The sequence below is a fragment of the Burkholderia sp. JPY481 genome (assembly GCF_038900515.1).
In the GTDB taxonomy this organism is placed as follows: Bacteria; Pseudomonadota; Gammaproteobacteria; order Burkholderiales; family Burkholderiaceae; genus Paraburkholderia; species Paraburkholderia youngii.
Genome location: NZ_JAYMRT010000016.1, coordinates 22361 through 38325 on the forward strand (window position 1 = coordinate 22361; position 15965 = coordinate 38325).

15 protein-coding genes are annotated in these 15965 nt (G+C 64.9%); 12 read left to right on the forward strand and 3 right to left on the reverse strand.

What is annotated here, in order from left to right; translation table 11 throughout:
• The first annotated feature begins 127 nt into the window (after positions 1-127).
• From ugpB to VSR82_RS29785, 6 genes are all read left to right on the forward strand, one after another.
• Positions 128-1453: a sn-glycerol-3-phosphate ABC transporter substrate-binding protein UgpB gene (gene ugpB, locus VSR82_RS29760; protein WP_498858298.1), complete on the forward strand. Its 1326-nt coding sequence runs from the start codon at positions 128-130 to the stop codon at positions 1451-1453.
• A 72-nt stretch (positions 1454-1525) separates the two neighbouring features.
• The gene (ugpA, locus tag VSR82_RS29765) at positions 1526-2410 is read left to right on the forward strand and encodes a sn-glycerol-3-phosphate ABC transporter permease UgpA (RefSeq protein WP_429461799.1); all 885 of its coding nucleotides are present in this window, start codon (positions 1526-1528) and stop codon (positions 2408-2410) included.
• Positions 2407-3252 (forward strand): sn-glycerol-3-phosphate ABC transporter permease UgpE, encoded by an 846-nt coding sequence (gene ugpE, locus VSR82_RS29770; RefSeq protein ID WP_429461797.1) that lies wholly within the window; start codon positions 2407-2409, stop codon positions 3250-3252. Before ugpA ends, ugpE begins: the two co-directional genes overlap by 4 nt.
• 50 nt (positions 3253-3302) lie before the next feature.
• Complete coding sequence (locus VSR82_RS29775) at positions 3303-4382, forward strand: sn-glycerol-3-phosphate import ATP-binding protein UgpC (protein WP_429461795.1); 1080 nt, start codon at positions 3303-3305, stop codon at positions 4380-4382.
• A gap of 317 nt (positions 4383-4699) precedes the next feature.
• Complete coding sequence (gene ettA, locus VSR82_RS29780; protein ID WP_152853645.1) at positions 4700-6364, forward strand: energy-dependent translational throttle protein EttA; 1665 nt, start codon at positions 4700-4702, stop codon at positions 6362-6364.
• A 164-nt stretch (positions 6365-6528) separates the two neighbouring features.
• Positions 6529-7653, forward strand: coding sequence for a DUF748 domain-containing protein (locus tag VSR82_RS29785; RefSeq protein ID WP_429461793.1), 1125 nt, complete (start codon positions 6529-6531; stop codon positions 7651-7653).
• A gap of 14 nt (positions 7654-7667) precedes the next feature.
• Here the strand turns inward: VSR82_RS29785 and VSR82_RS29790 are convergent, their stop codons facing one another.
• Genes VSR82_RS29790 through VSR82_RS29800 form a run of 3 tightly spaced genes read right to left on the reverse strand, consistent with a single transcriptional unit; the run spans position 7668 to position 10425 of the window.
• Complete coding sequence (locus VSR82_RS29790) at positions 7668-8291, reverse strand: HAD family hydrolase (protein WP_410850252.1); 624 nt, start codon at positions 8289-8291, stop codon at positions 7668-7670.
• A gap of 34 nt (positions 8292-8325) precedes the next feature.
• Positions 8326-10140: an aminopeptidase P family protein gene (locus VSR82_RS29795; protein WP_429461790.1), complete on the reverse strand. Its 1815-nt coding sequence runs from the start codon at positions 10138-10140 to the stop codon at positions 8326-8328.
• Positions 10141-10158: 18 nt separating this feature from the next.
• Positions 10159-10425, reverse strand: a complete 267-nt coding sequence (locus VSR82_RS29800) for a hypothetical protein (protein ID WP_368584326.1) — start codon at positions 10423-10425, stop codon at positions 10159-10161.
• 229 nt (positions 10426-10654) lie between these two features.
• On the opposite strand from VSR82_RS29800, the gene VSR82_RS29805 reads away from it, so the two are divergent.
• From VSR82_RS29805 to VSR82_RS29830, 6 genes are all read left to right on the forward strand, one after another.
• Complete coding sequence (locus VSR82_RS29805) at positions 10655-11365, forward strand: response regulator transcription factor (protein WP_368584327.1); 711 nt, start codon at positions 10655-10657, stop codon at positions 11363-11365.
• A 79-nt stretch (positions 11366-11444) separates the two neighbouring features.
• Positions 11445-12731, forward strand: coding sequence for a glutamyl-tRNA reductase (gene hemA / locus VSR82_RS29810; RefSeq protein ID WP_368584328.1), 1287 nt, complete (start codon positions 11445-11447; stop codon positions 12729-12731).
• Positions 12732-12851: 120 nt separating this feature from the next.
• Positions 12852-13934 carry a peptide chain release factor 1 gene (prfA, locus tag VSR82_RS29815; RefSeq protein WP_013090660.1) on the forward strand — a complete coding sequence of 361 codons (1083 nt, stop codon included), beginning with the start codon at positions 12852-12854 and terminating at the stop codon, positions 13932-13934.
• Between the two features lie 10 nt (positions 13935-13944).
• The gene (gene prmC / locus VSR82_RS29820) at positions 13945-14832 is read left to right on the forward strand and encodes a peptide chain release factor N(5)-glutamine methyltransferase (RefSeq protein ID WP_429461787.1); all 888 of its coding nucleotides are present in this window, start codon (positions 13945-13947) and stop codon (positions 14830-14832) included.
• 112 nt (positions 14833-14944) lie between these two features.
• On the forward strand, positions 14945-15256 hold the full coding sequence (grxD, locus tag VSR82_RS29825; RefSeq protein WP_008918687.1) for a Grx4 family monothiol glutaredoxin: 312 nt from the start codon (positions 14945-14947) through the stop codon (positions 15254-15256).
• Positions 15257-15296: 40 nt separating this feature from the next.
• Positions 15297-15899, forward strand: a complete 603-nt coding sequence (locus VSR82_RS29830; protein WP_429461785.1) for a UbiX family flavin prenyltransferase — start codon at positions 15297-15299, stop codon at positions 15897-15899.
• Positions 15900-15965 lie beyond the last annotated feature (66 nt).

The window sequence follows — 15965 nt, forward strand, 5'->3', positions numbered from 1 at the left end:
AAATTTCGGCTTCCGGCGCGCCGTCACCCTTGGACCGCGCCGCACGGCATCCGACGCCGGAATGTCATCGAACACAACTAGAATCGCGCGATTCGCGTCCGCGCCCTTACGAACAGGAGATAAATCGATGAATTACAAGCCGCTGTTCCGCTCACTTTCCGTCGCCGCGGTATTGAGCATCGGCGTCAGCCAGGCAGCTCACGCCGCGACCGAAATCCAGTTCTGGCATGCGATGGAAGCCGCGCTGGGCGAACGTCTGAACGACATTGCGAACGACTTCAACAAATCGCAGAGCGACTACAAGATCGTGCCCGTGTTCAAGGGCACCTACGACCAGACCCTCGCCGCCGGCATCGCCGCCTATCGCAGCGGCAACGCGCCGGCGATCCTGCAGGTCTACGAAGTCGGCACCGCAACGATGATGCAGGCGAAGAAAGCCATCGTCCCGGTCACGCAAGTCTTCAAGGACGCGGGCGTGCCGCTCGATCAGAAGGCCTTCGTGCCGACCATCGCCAGCTATTACAGCGACTCGAAGACCGGTGAGCTGATTTCGATGCCGTTCAACAGCTCGACGCCGGTGCTGTACTACAACAAGGATGCGTTCAAGAAGGCCGGCCTCGATCCGAACCAGCCGCCGAAGACCTGGGCCGAGTTGCACGCCGATGCGCAGAAGCTGAAGGCGTCGGGCATGTCGTGCGGCTACTCGTCGGGCTGGCAGAGCTGGATTCAGCTCGAGAACTACAGCGCGTGGCACGCGGCGCCGTTCGCGTCGCGTAACAACGGCTTCGACGGCATGGACGCGCAGCTCGAATTCAACAAGCCGCTGCAGGTCGCGCACATCCAGTTCCTGCAAAGCATGGCGAAGGACGGCACGTTCACCTATGTCGGCCGCAAGGACGAACCGGTGTCGAAGTTCTATAGCGGCGACTGCGGCATCATCACGAACTCGTCGGGCTCGCTCGCGACGATCAAGAAATACGCGAAATTCAACTTCGGCACCGGCATGATGCCGTACGACGACAGCGTGAAGGGCGCGCCGCAGAACGCGATCATCGGCGGGGCGAGCCTGTGGGTGCTGTCGGGCAAGGACCCGGCCGTCTACAAGGGGGTCGCGAAGTTCCTCGCGTATCTGGCCACGGCGCCGGTCGCCGCGAAGTGGCACCAGGACACCGGCTATCTGCCGATCACCACCGCCGCGTACGAGCTGACGCGCCAGCAGGGCTTCTACGACAAGAACCCGGGCAGCGACACCGCGATCCGCCAGATGCTGAACAAGCCGCCTCTGCCGTTCACGAAGGGCCTGCGTCTGGGCAACATGCCGCAGATCCGCACCGTGATCGACGAAGAACTCGAGCAGGTGTGGGCGGAGAAGAAGACGCCCCAACAGGCGCTCGATTCGTCCGTCTCGCGCGGCGACGAACTGCTGCGCCGCTTCGAAAAGGCCGGTAGCTAAGCATCGCCTGCTGGCAGGGTTCCGGCGCCACCGCGCCGGAACCCGTTGTTGCACCACACTCTGGACATCCCGATGGATAAGCGCTCTTACTTCGGCACCAGCGCGCTGCCCTACCTGCTCGTCGCGCCGCAGCTGATCATCACGCTGGTGTTCTTCCTGTGGCCGGCCGGCGTCGCGCTCTGGCAATCGACGCAAACTCAGGACGCATTTGGCACGTCGAGCCAGTTCGTCGGACTCGCGAACTTCAAGCAGCTGTTCGCCGATCCTTTATATCTCGCGTCGTTCAACACGACGATCGTGTTCTGCACGCTCGTCACCGTGTCGGGCCTCGTGATCTCCCTGTTGCTTGCGGTCTGCGCTGATCGTGTGACGCGCGGCGCGAAGGCCTATCAAACGTTGCTGATCTGGCCGTACGCGGTCGCGCCCGCGATCGCCGCGGTGCTGTGGTCGTTCCTGTTCAACCCGAGCATCGGTCTCGTCACGTATGCGCTCGCGAAATACGGCGTCGTGTGGAATCACGCGCTGAACCCCGGACAGGCGATGTTCCTCGTCGTGCTTGCATCGGTCTGGCAGCAGATCAGCTACAACTTCCTGTTCTTCTACGCGGGACTGCAGGCGATTCCGCGCTCGCTGATCGAAGCGGCCGCGATCGACGGCGCCGGTCCGGTGCGCCGCTTCTTCGGCATCGCGCTGCCGCTGCTGTCGCCGACCACGTTCTTTCTGCTGGTGATCAACATCACCTACGCGTTCTTCGATACCTTCCCGGTGATCGACGCGGCGACCGGCGGCGGACCAGGCCAGGCGACCCGCACATTGATCTACAAGATCTTCGCCGAAGGCTTCCAGGGGCTCGACATCGGCAGCTCCGGCGCGCAGTCGGTCGTGCTGATGATCATCGTCGTCGCGCTGACCGTCGTGCAATTCCGCTTCATCGAACGCAGGGTTCAATACTCATGATCGAGAACCGACGCGGTTTCGACCTGTTCTGTCACGCAGTGCTGATCATCGGCGTCGCGCTGGTGGTGTTTCCGGTGTACGTCGCGTTCTGCGCGGCGACGATGAACGAGCACGAGGTGTTCACGGTGCCGCTGTCGCTCGTGCCCAGCACGCACCTGTTCGAGAACATCGTCACAATCTGGACACAAGGCACCGGCAACGCGGCGGCGCCGTTCAACCGCATGCTGCTCAACAGCCTCGTGATGGCGCTCGTAATCGCGATCGGCAAGATCGCCGTGTCGATGATCTCCGCATACGCGATCGTCTACTTCCGCTTTCCGTTTCGCACCGCCGCGTTCTGGCTGATTTTCATCACGCTGATGCTGCCGGTCGAAGTGCGCATTTTTCCGACCGTGCAGGTGGTGTCGTCGATGCATCTGAGCAATACGTACACCGGTTTGACGCTGCCGCTGATCGCGTCGGCGACCGCGACGTTCCTGTTCCGCCAGTTCTTCAAGACGCTGCCCGACGAGCTGATGGAAGCCGCGCGCATCGACGGCGCAGGCGCGCTGCGCTTCTTCTGGGACGTCGTGCTGCCGCTGTCGCGGACCACGATGGCCGCCCTCTTCGTGATCACCTTCATCTACGGCTGGAACCAGTATCTGTGGCCGATCCTGATCACCAGCCAGCAGTCGCTGATCACCGCGGTGATCGGCATCAGGGGCATGATCGCCTCCGGCGATACCGCGACCGAATGGCATCTGGTGATGACGGCCACGCTGCTCGCGATGCTGCCGCCGCTCGTCGTCGTGCTGACGATGCAGCGTTGGTTCGTGCGCGGCCTCGTGGATTCGGAAAAATGACGCGGTATCGCGGACCGCGACAAGCACTCAAAAATTAAGGCTAGAACGGCATGGCTGCACTGACTCTGCAAAGCGTTAAGAAAACCTACGACGGCAAACAGTTCGTGTTGCACGGCATCGACGTCGACGTCGCCGACGGCGAATTCGTCGTGATGGTCGGCCCGTCCGGCTGCGGCAAATCGACGCTGCTGCGGATGGTCGCCGGGCTCGAGCGCATCTCCGACGGCAGCATTTCGATCGCTGGCAAGGTCGTCAACGATCTGGAGCCGAAGGACCGCAACATCGCGATGGTGTTCCAGAACTACGCGCTATATCCGCATATGAGCGTGGCCGAGAACATGGGTTACGCGCTGAAGATCGCGGGCGTCGATCGCGCGCAGACCGCGAAACGCGTCGAAGCCGCCGCGCAGATTCTCGAACTCGGCGCGCTGCTGCAACGCAAGCCGCGCGAACTGTCGGGCGGGCAGCGGCAACGCGTCGCGATGGGCCGCGCGATCGTGCGCGAGCCGGCGGTGTTTCTGTTCGACGAACCGCTGTCGAATCTCGACGCCCGTCTGCGCGTGCAGATGCGCCTCGAAATCCAGCGCCTGCATGCGCGCCTGAAGACCACGAGCCTGTACGTCACGCACGATCAGATCGAAGCGATGACGCTGGCGCAACGCGTGATCGTAATGAACAAGGGCCACGCCGAGCAGATCGGCGCGCCGACCGAAGTCTACGAGCGGCCGGCCACGGTGTTCGTCGCGAGCTTCATCGGCTCGCCGGGGATGAACCTGCTCGAAGGCCGCGTTTCTGACGACGGTTCTACCTTCGACGTCGCCGGCAACGGCCCGAAGCTGCCGCTCGCGGGTGTGCCGTCGATCGGCCGCGAGGTCGCGACGGGCCGCGAATGGACGCTCGGCATTCGCCCCGAGCATCTGAGCCCTGGCACGGCCGATGCCACACTCACCGTCGACTCCTGCGAGATTCTCGGCGCGGACAATCTCGCCCACGGCCGCTGGGGCAAGCACGACGTGACCGCGCGACTGCCGCACGCTCATCGTCCGGCGGCAGGCGAGGCGCTGCAGCTCGCGCTGCCCGCACGACATCTGCACTTCTTCGATCCGGTGACGGGACAGCGCGCGAACTGACACTGCGGCTGGACGCCGCCGCCTGCTCACCGCACGGCGGCGTCGCGCAATGGCTCCGAAGATCGGCGACACAGCGCGCGCAAACAGCGCACCACCCGGTCCGTGAAGCGGCCCGCCAGCGGTCCGGCCCCTGCCGCCTGCCCCCCGCCGCGAAGTACAATGCCACCTGAACCACACGCCGCGCGCGGCAGCGTCGTCGAATCCGACGCCGCGCCGGCCGGCGCCGGATGTTCCGCCCGGCCCTGACACCGATTACCCATTCAACCCCGACTGCCCGCCCGCACGCGGCCGGCATCGTCAACGTCTACTGCAAGCAAATGGCCCAATACGTTTTCACCATGAACCGGGTCGGCAAAATCGTGCCGCCCAAGCGCCAGATCCTCAAAGACATTTCGCTATCGTTCTTCCCCGGCGCGAAGATCGGCCTGCTCGGTCTGAACGGCTCGGGCAAGTCGACGCTGATCCGCATCATGGCGGGTGTGGACACGGAGATCGAAGGCGAAGCCACGCCGATGCCGAACCTGAACATCGGCTATCTGCCGCAGGAGCCGCAACTCGATCCGCAGAAGACCGTGCGTGAAGCGGTCGAAGAAGGTCTCGGCGACGTGTTCAATGCCCAGAAGAAGCTCGACGAAATCTACGCGGCCTACGCGGAGCCGGACGCCGACTTCGACGCGCTCGCCGCCGAGCAGGCGAAGTACGAAGCGATCCTCGCGACCACCGACGGCAGCGCCGAGCAGCAGATCGAAATCGCCGCCGACGCACTGCGCCTGCCGGCATGGGACGCGAAGATCGAGCATCTGTCGGGCGGCGAAAAGCGCCGCGTGGCGCTGTGCAAGCTGCTGCTGCAAAAGCCCGACATGCTGCTGCTCGACGAGCCGACCAACCACCTCGACGCAGAATCGGTCGAATGGCTCGAGCAGTTCCTGACGCGCTTCCCGGGCACCGTGGTCGCCGTCACGCACGATCGCTACTTCCTCGACAACGCCGCCGAGTGGATTCTCGAACTCGACCGCGGCCACGGCATTCCGTGGAAGGGCAACTACAGCAGCTGGCTCGATCAGAAGGAAGAGCGTCTGAAGCAGGAAGAAGCGTCGGAGTCGGCGCGCCAGAAGGCGATCAAGAAGGAACTCGAGTGGGTGCGCCAGAACCCGAAGGGCCGCCAGGCGAAGTCGAAGGCGCGTATCGCTCGCTTCGAGGAACTGAACAGCCAGGACTACCAGAAGCGCAACGAAACGCAGGAAATCTTCATTCCGGTCGGCGACCGCCTCGGCAATGAAGTGATCGAGTTCAAGAACGTCAGCAAGTCGTACGGCGATCGTCTGCTGCTCGATAACGTCAGCTTCAAGATTCCGGCCGGCGCGATTGTCGGCATCATCGGTCCGAACGGCGCCGGCAAGTCGACGCTGTTCCGTATGCTGACCGGCCGCGAACAACCGGATTCGGGCGAAATCGTGCAGGGCCCGACCGTCAAGCTCGCTTATGTGGACCAGAGCCGCGAAGCGCTCGCAGCCAACAAGACGGTGTTCGAGGAGATCTCAGGCGGCGCCGACGTGCTGACGGTCGGCAAGTATGAGACACCGTCGCGCGCGTATATCGGCCGCTTCAACTTCAAGGGCGGCGACCAGCAGAAGATCGTCGGCAATCTGTCCGGCGGCGAGCGCGGTCGTCTGCATCTGGCGAAGACGCTGATCGCGGGCGGCAACGTGCTGCTGCTAGACGAACCGTCGAACGACCTCGACGTCGAAACGCTGCGCGCGCTCGAAGACGCGCTGCTCGAATTCGCGGGTTCGGTGCTGGTGATCTCGCACGATCGCTGGTTTCTCGATCGTATCGCGACGCATATCCTCGCGTTCGAGGGCGACTCGCAAGTCACGTTCTTCGACGGCAACTACCAGGAATACGAAGCGGACAAGCGCGCTCGTCTCGGCGAGGAAGGCGCGCGGCCGAAGCGTCTGCGCTACAAGCCGATCTCGCGCTAATAAGCGGGGCACACCGGCCCCTCTGGCGCAATGCCGGACGGGCCACGGGGCATGCGCGTTGCTATTCGTCACTTGATGCAGGCGCGCGTGAAAGTCCCGCGCACACGACAGACGGTCAACACGGCGCTGCGCGACGCGCGGCGCCGTGACGAGGAGACACAGGCATGGCGATGTCGAAGGGCAGGCGCTGGATCGTCGTCGTGGGCGGAACGCTATTGGCGTTGATTCTGATCGCGGTCGGCGCGATGCAATTCGCGCAACAGGAAGTCAAGAATCGCGTCAGCGCGGCGCTCGGGCCGCTCGGCAGCGCCGACCGTATCGACGTCGGCCTCACCTCGGTACACCTGACCCACGTCGTGCTGAAGGCGCCGCCAGGCTGGCCGGCGGGCGAACCGCTACGCGCCGACGAAATCACGATCACCCCCGACGTGCGCGATCTGATCGCGCGGCGCATGCATATCCGCGAGGTCGTCGTGCGCGGCTTCGACATGTCCGTGCTACGCACCAAGGACGGCTCGCTCAATCTGCTGCCGAATCTGCGCGAATCGCTGAACCGCGGCGATCGTCCGGGCGGCGCTAACACAGCGCCGTCGATCCCACGGGAACAGCAGGTCGACCGTATCCGCTTCGAACACGGCAACTTCCACTTCTACGACATGAGCGTCGGGCCGCCGCCATTCAAGGTCACGGTCAGCAACGCAAACGCGAGCGTCGACAATCTGCATCTGCCGTCGCTTGCTGAGCCGACCAACGTCAGCGTTCGCGGCTCACTGAGGGGTCCGGCGCATACCGGCACCGTGACGTTCGACGGCTGGATCAGGATCGCCAGCCGCGACTCGCAGACCACGACCACGCTGCATGGTGTCGATGTCGCGATGCTCGATCCCTATCTGCTGAAGAAGGCCGGCACGCGCGCGCAGGTGACGGGCGGTACCGTCGATCTGTCGATCGAATCGACGGTGCGCAACTATCACCTGCACGCGCCCGGCACGGTGACGGTCCACAATCTGCAGCTCGCCGAAACCGACAATCCGCTCGAGACGTTCATGTCGATTCCGACCCGCGCCGCGGTCGCCGCGCTGAAGACGCATGACGGCAACATCACACTGCATTTCGTGCTCGACGGCGATCTGCGCGATCCGAAGTTCTCGGTGCGCGAAGGGATCCTCAAGCGCATCGGCGAGGGGTTTGCGAAGGCGCTCGGGGTCAGCGTCGAAGGGGTCGCGAAGGGCGCGGGCGAGACCGTCAAAGGCCTCGGCAATGCGTTGAAAAATCTGCTGGGACAGTAACGGCAGCGCTCAGCTCAAACCGGCAAGCCCAACTCGCGCAGCTTCGCCTCCGTTTGCGCGGCGCTCGTGTGATGCACGCCGTGCCAGCCGAGCTCCGTCGCGGCTTCGGCGTTTTTCGCGTTGTCGTCGATGAAGACGAGCTCGGCCGGCTCGACGCCGGGCATCTGCAGCTCGATGCGCCGGCGCATCTCGGCGAAGATCGCCGGATCGGGCTTCACGAGCTTCACGCGCCCCGACACGACGATGTCGCGAAAGCGCCGCAGCACCGGATAATGCTCCCACGCATACGGGAAGGTCTCGGCCGACCAGTTGGTGAGCCCGAAGAGCGGTACATCGGCCGCTTCGAGCTTTTCCATCAGCGCGATGCCGTCGTCGAGCACCCCCGCCACCATTTGATGCCAGCGCTCGTAGAACGCGCGAATCAACGATTCGTGATCGGGAAACTGCGCGATCAGCTCGTCGGTGGCTTCGACGATCGGCTGCCCCCCGTCCTGGCGGATCACCCAGTCCATCGAGCAGACGTGCGTGAGGAACCAGCGGCGCTCCGATTCGTCGGGAATCAGCTCGCGGTACAGGTACTCGGGACTCCAGTCGATCAGCACGCCGCCGAAATCGAACACCACTGCCTTGATCGCCATGCACCACGCTCCGTTTGGAAGATCGCCGCTACGCTCAGATCGGTTGTGTGCGCAGTTCGAGCCACACCTTTGCGTCACCCGACACATGCGGCGAGAGGCGCGCGCGCACCGTCTCGTGATACCCGTTGAGCCACGCGCGCTCGTCGTCGCGCAGCAGCGACAGCTCGATGCAGCGCGTGTCGATCGGGCACAGCGTCAGGGTTTCGAACTTCAGGAAGTCGCCGAATTCGGTTTTTTCGGCGGCCACGTTCAGCACGAGGTTTTCGATGCGCACGCCCCATTTGCCCGGCCGATACAGACCCGGCTCGTTCGAGGTGATCATGCCCTCTTCCATCGCGGTCCACGGTTCGGCCGGCGCGTAGTGCGAGATCACCTGCGGGCCTTCGTGCACGTTCAGGAAGTAGCCGACCCCGTGACCGGTGCCGTGACCATAGTCGGCGCCGGCCTGCCAGATCGGCGCGCGCGCAATCGCGTCGAGCATCGGCGAGCGGATGCCACGCGGGAACTGCGCGCGTGACAGCGCGATCATGCCCTTCAGCACGACCGTGAAATCGCGGCGCTGTTCATTGCTCGGCGTGCCGATCGGCACGACGCGCGTGATGTCGGTCGTGCCGCTCAGGTACTGGCCGCCCGAATCGATCAGCAGCAGGCCGTTGCCTTCGATCACCGCATGCGACTCTTCGGTCGCGCGATAGTGCGGCATCGCACCGTTCGCGTTGAAGCCCGCGATCGTCGCGAAGCTCAGCGACACGAACCCAGGACGGCGCGCGCGGGCGGCCGTCAGACGCTCGTCGATCGTCAGCTCGGTGATGCGTTCGCGGCCCAGCGCGCTTTCGAACCAGGCGAAGAATTCGGCGAGGGCCGCGCCGTCCTGCTCCATCGTGTCGCGCACGTGCGCGGCATCGGCGGCGGTCTTGCACGACTTGAGGAACGTGGACGGATTGACCGCTTCGACCACCTTGACCCCCGACGGCACCGCCTGCAGCGAGCCGTACGTGATGCGGCGCGGGTCGACCAGCAGCGTGCTGCCGGCTGGGAGCGCGGCGAGCGCGTCGGCGGCTTTGGCGTACGGCTCGACGCTGATACCGTCACGCGCGAGCACGTCGGCGAGCGCCGGCGACACTTTGCCGTCAGCGATAAAAAGCGACACGCGATCCACGCCGACCAGCGCGTGCGCGACGAACACCGGGTTGTAGCTGACGTCGGCGCCACGCAGGTTCAGCAGCCAGGCGAGGTCGTCGAGCGTCGAGATGAAGTGCCACTGCGCGCCTTTGTCGGCCATCGCGTGACGTACCTGCGCGAGCTTGTCCGCGCGCGCGACGCCCGCTTGCGGCGCGGAGTGCTCGAAGACGGCGTCGGCGGGCAGCGCCGGGCGCTGCGCCCAGATCGCGTCGAACAGGTCGACGTCGGTGCGCAGCTGCACGCCGCGTGCGTTCAGCGCTGCGCTCAGCGCACGCGCGGCCGCGACGCCGAGCACCGCGCCATCCACCCCGACCGTGCCGCCGCTCGCGACGTTCTGTGCGAGCCATTCGAAATGCGGCGTCGTGAGCTGGCCGCCAGTCATCTTCATCAGCTCGACACTGGTGCCGGCGAGTTGCGCGCTCGCTTGCTCCCAGTAGCGGCTATCGGTCCAGACGCCGGCGAAATCGGAGGTGACGATCAGCGTGCCGGCCGAGCCGGTGAAGCCCGACAGCCACTGGCGGCCTTGCCAGCGACCTGGCAGATACTCGGACAGATGCGGATCGGCCGACGGCACGAGGTAAGCGGCGATGCCTTCGCGCGCCATCGCGGCGCGCAGGCTCGCGAGGCGCTCGGGAATGGAGGAGGTTTCGGGGAGTCGGGCGTTCATGGAGTTACCTGCAAGGATTCATCGACGGATTGACCGGCGCGAAAAGAGGCCGACCGTTACGGCGACGGCGATAAGCGCGACGGCGGTGCATACCGGCCACTCGAGCATGTCGCCGTCATGGAAAAGACCTGTCACGTTGCCGGCCATGCGCGCGATGCTCGTGCCGAGCACGCCGGCCAAGAGCGCGACCCACCAGCGCGCGCGGCTCACCCTGGGCAGCGGGTGCAACCACCAGCCCGTGAGGCCGATCACGACGCCGAGAACGAGAATGCCCGGCCAACCCATCAGGCGTGGGCTCCGGATTGGGTGCCGAAACAGGACAAGTTCAATTTCGGATTCGTCTCATAGGCCGACGGAGCCGCCAAGGCTAGCATTTTGGGCTCTTTAACTATAGAAGTTCAGCACGGCGCTTTCCGCATAGCGGTTGAGTTTAGGGGTCGGGGTGTGCTTAGGCAAGTTGCAAGCCTGACGAAAACACCTCGCGCTCCGCTCGTTGCCCGGCTGACGCCGTGCCATGCGCATCGCCCTTATCGAACCCGACCTGCAACACGCCAAACTGGTCGACCGGCTCATTTTCGCCGGCGGCCATGTGTGCCTTCACTTCACCACCAGCGCCACCTTCCTGCAGCACGCCACCGATGAATTTTTCGACCTGCTGATCACCGAAAGCTGGGCCGGCGACCATTGCGCCGAAGACGTTATCCCGCGCGCGCGCTCCATTCTGCCAGGTCTGCCCATCATGATGCTGATTTCGGCACCGCGCGAGTGCCAGATCGTAGCCGCGCTGCACGCCGGCGCCGACGACTGCCTCAGCAAACCAGTGCGCGGCCCCGAAATGCTCGCGCGCGTCGAGGCGCTGCAACGCCGCGCGGGCCTGCGCCGGCCGCCCAAACGCCGGCGCGACGTGATCGGCGGCTATACCTTCGACGCGGCGAATTGCGCCGTGACCTTCCGTGAGATGACCGTCATCCTCACGCCAAAGGAATTCCGCCTCGCGCTACTGCTGTTCAACAATCTGGCCCGACCGGTGTCGCGCGCGCATATTCTCGAAACCGTGTGGTCGCGCCGCCGCGACGTAAAGTCGCGCACCATCGACACTCACGCGTCGCGCGTGCGCGGCAAGCTGCAGCTACGCCCGGAGCTTGGCTACGCGCTGACGCCGGTCTATGGTTACGGTTACCAGCTCGACGCGATTCCGCCGGAGCCCCAGACAGGCGAGAGCTGACACATGCGGGGTATACCGCGTGCAGGATGTGAGAATCGTGAAAACGCTATAATATAGGGCTGAACGATAGCTCCCCCAAATGCAGCTTCTAACGATCGGAATTAACCATCACACTGCGCCTGTCGCCTTGCGCGAACGCGTGGCGTTTCCGCTCGAACAGATCAAGCCCGCTCTGGATACGTTCAAAGGCATCTGGGTGGGCCGCATGGCCCCCAATGCGCCGGAAGCGGCAATTCTGTCCACCTGCAACCGCACCGAACTGTACTGCGCGACCGACGATCTCGCCGCGCGCGAAGCCTCGGTCCAGTGGCTGTCGAAGTACCACAACCTCCCCATCGATGAACTCGCGCCGCACGTCTACGCGCTGCCGCAGTCCGAAGCCGTGCGTCACGCGTTCCGCGTCGCATCGGGGCTCGATTCAATGGTGCTCGGCGAGACGCAGATCGTCGGACAAATGAAGGACGCGGTTCGCACCGCCTCCGAAGCCGGCGCTCTCGGCACCTACCTGAACCAGCTGTTCCAGCGCACCTTCGCCGTCGCAAAGGAAGTGCGCAGCACCACCGAAATCGGCGCGCAGTCGGTGTCGATGGCCGCCGCCGCGGTACGCCTCGCCCAACGCATTTTCGACAAGATCGCGAACCAGCGCGTGCTGTTCATCGGTGCTGGCGAAATGATCGAGCTCTGCGCGACGCATTTCGCCGCGCAACATCCGCGTGAACTCGTCGTCGCGAACCGTACCGCCGAGCGCGGTATGCGGCTCGCCGAGCGCTTCAACGGCCGCGCCATTCCACTCTCCGAGCTGCCCTCCCGGATGCACGAATTCGACATCATCGTGTCGTGCACGGCGTCCACGCTGCCGATCATCGGTCTCGGCGCGGTCGAGCGCGCGGTCAAGGCGCGCCGTCACCGGCCGATTTTCATGGTCGACCTCGCGGTGCCGCGCGATATCGAACCCGAAGCCGGCCAGCTCGAAGACGTGTTCCTGTACACCGTCGACGACCTCGGCGCGATCGTCCGCGAAGGCAATGCGTCGCGCCAGGCCGCAGTCGCGCAGGCCGAAGCGATCATCGAAACGCGCGTGCAGAACTTCATGCAATGGCTCGACGCGCGCAGCATCGTGCCGGTGATCCGCCACATGCACACGCAGGCCGATACGCTGCGCCGCGCGGAAGTCGAACGCGCGCAGAAAATGCTCGCGCGCGGCGACGATCCGGCCGCAGTGCTCGAAGCACTGTCGCAGTCGCTCACCAACAAGCTGATCCATGGTCCTACTCACGCGTTGAACCGCGCGAGCAGCGACAACCGTGACAAGCTGATCGAGCTGATGAGCGGCTTCTACAAACACTCCGGCTCTTCCGAGCGTTAGCGGCGCAGTGCTCGCCGCACCCCGCGCGCCACCGCCGTGGCTCGCGAAGTGCTTCCGCCCCGGGCATTCGCCCTTTTCCCTGGCCGCATCCTTTCCGGAGTCCGCTCCGCTACCCGCCCGATGAAAACGAGCATGCAACGCAAGCTCGACCAGCTGACCACCCGGCTGGCCGAACTGAACGACCTGTTGAGCCGCGAGGACATCACCGCCAACCTCGACCAATACCGCAAGCTCACGCGCGAACACGCGGAGCTCGGCCCGGTCGTCGAGCATTACGGTCTGTGGCGACAGGCGCAGAACGACGCAGCCACCGCGCAGGAACTGCTCGCCGACGCGTCGATGCGCGATTTCGCCGAAGAGGAAATCCGCGCGGCGCGCGATCGTATGGAGACGCTCGGCGTCGAACTGCAGAAAATGCTGCTGCCGAAAGACCCGAACGACGAGCGCAACATCTTCCTCGAAATCCGCGCGGGCACCGGCGGCGACGAATCCGCGCTGTTCGCTGGCGATCTGCTGCGCATGTATCTGCGCTATGCCGAACGCAACCGCTGGCAGGTCGAGATGATGTCGGCGAGCGAATCGGATCTCGGCGGCTATCGCGAAGTCATCGTGCGAATTGCCGGCGATGCCGCATATTCGAAGCTGAAGTTCGAGTCCGGCGGGCATCGTGTGCAGCGCGTGCCGGCCACAGAAACGCAGGGCCGCATTCACACGTCGGCCTGCACGGTCGCGGTGATGCCGGAAGCGGACGAGATCGGTGAAGTCGAGATCAATCCGGCCGATCTGCGCATCGATACGTTCCGCGCGTCGGGCGCGGGCGGCCAGCACATCAACAAGACCGATTCCGCGGTGCGTGTCACGCACTTACCGACGGGGATCGTCGTCGAATGTCAGGACGACCGCTCGCAGCACAAGAACAAGGACCGCGCGCTGAAGGTGCTCGCAGCGCGCATCAAGGACAAGCAGACGCACGAGCAGCAGACGAAGGAAGCGGCGACGCGCAAGAACCTGATCGGTTCGGGCGACCGCTCGGAGCGCATCCGCACGTACAATTTCCCGCAGGGGCGCCTCACCGATCACCGCATCAACCTGACGCTATATCGCCTCGACGCGATCATGGACGGCGATCTCGAAGAACTGATCGCGGCGCTCGTCAGCGAGCATCAGGCCGAGCTGCTGGCCTCGCTCGGCGACGCGGACTGACGCCCCGACAATGACCGACGCCTCCCCGGTCCCGCTCGAGCCCGCCGCTGCCCCCGCGACGGCCGACGTGCTATTGCGTGCATCGCCATTGCCGCCGCTCGAAGCGCGGATTCTGCTCACGCATGTGCTCGGCTGGCGGCGCACGCAGCTGATCACGCGCGGCGAAGAGCCGCTCGAACGCGCGAGCGTCGATCGTTATCGCGCGCTGGAGGCGCGGCGCATAGCCGGCGAGCCGGTCGCGCAACTCGTCGGCGCGCGCGAGTTCTTCGGGCTCGAATTCGAAGTAACACCACAGGTGCTGATTCCGCGTCCCGAAACCGAGCTGCTGGTAGAGACCGCGCTCGCGGCGATTGAAGCCCGGCCGCGTCCGCGTGTGCTCGATCTCGGTACCGGAACCGGCGCAATCGCGGTGGCGATCGCGTCGATGCGGCCCGACGCCAAGCTCTGGGCACTCGACCGCTCGGCCGACGCGCTCGCCGTCGCTGCGCGCAACGGCGCGCGCCTGCTCGACGCGAAGCGTCCCGGCGGCGCCGTAACGTTCCTGCACAGCGACTGGTACGGCTCGCTCGACGCCGCGCCGCGCTTTGACGCGATCGTCAGCAATCCACCGTATATCGCGAGCGGCGACCCGCATCTGGCCGAAGGCGATCTGCGCTTCGAGCCGCGCGGCGCGCTCACCGACGAGGCCGACGGCCTCAGCGCGATCCGCGCGATCGTCGCCGGTGCGCCCGAGCGTCTCGTCGCCGACGGCGCGCTGTGGATCGAACACGGCTACGACCAGGCCGAAGCCGTGCGCGCGTTGCTGCGCGCGCGCGGTTTTGCCGAGGTCCGCTCGGAGCGCGATCTCGCCGGCATCGAGCGCATCAGCGGGGGCGTGTTGCGCGCCGCCGCGGCCTAAGCGCGGTCGCCGAGGCTAAAACCCCAGGCGCGACGCGGCTGCGGCCGCCCGTAGCGAAATCCGCTATCATTTCAGCCTATTCCCATCCTTTATCGGAACCGCAAGGTCAGTCATGGATACGCAACAACGCATCAAGCAAATCGTCGACGGCAACAACGTCGTTCTCTTCATGAAGGGCACGGCCCAGTTCCCGATGTGCGGTTTTTCCGGCCGCGCCATCCAGATCCTGAAAGCGTGCGGCGTCGGTGAAATCAAGACCGTCAATGTGCTCGAAGACGACGAAATCCGTCAGGGGATCAAGGTGTTCTCGAACTGGCCGACCATTCCACAGCTGTATGTGAAGGGCGAGTTCATCGGCGGCTCGGACATCATGATGGAGATGTACGAATCGGGCGAACTGCAGCAGCTGTTCGCCGCGGCCTGAGCGTTCAACGCTTCGTTCGCTTTATCAGGCGCCGCAAGCCATGCAGCAAGCACGCACCGCGGCGCCCCGCCGGCTGATCGTCGCGATCACCGGCGCCACCGGCGCCATCTACGGCATCCGGCTGCTCGAGACGTTGCGGCGGCTCGGCGGCGTCGAGAGCCACCTGCTGATTTCGAGCGCGGGTTGGCTCAACATCCAGCATGAACTCCAGTTGGGCAAAGAAGACGTGCATCCGCTCGCGGATGTCGTCCATTCGGTGCGCGACGTCGGCGCAAGCATCGCGTCCGGCTCGTTCGCGACCGACGGGATGGTCGTCGCGCCCTGCTCGATGAAAACGCTCGCGAGCATCGCGCACGGTTTCGCCGACAACCTGATCACCCGCGCCGCCGACGTCACCCTGAAGGAGCGTCGCCGCCTCGTGCTGCTGGTGCGCGAAACGCCGTTCAACCTCGCGCATCTGCGCAATATGACGGCCGTCACCGAAATGGGCGGCGTGATCTTCCCGCCTCTGCCCGCGTTCTATAACCAGCCTGCTTCGATCGACGAGATGGTCGACCACACGGTCGCACGCGTGCTCGATCTGTTTGCGCTGGGACCGGCGTTGTCGCCGGCATGGCAAGGACTGCGGGACGCGCAGGATTAGCTGCGGCAACAATAATTAACAACAATCACGACACAATCAATTCCCCGCGAGCCCATTTATCAAGCT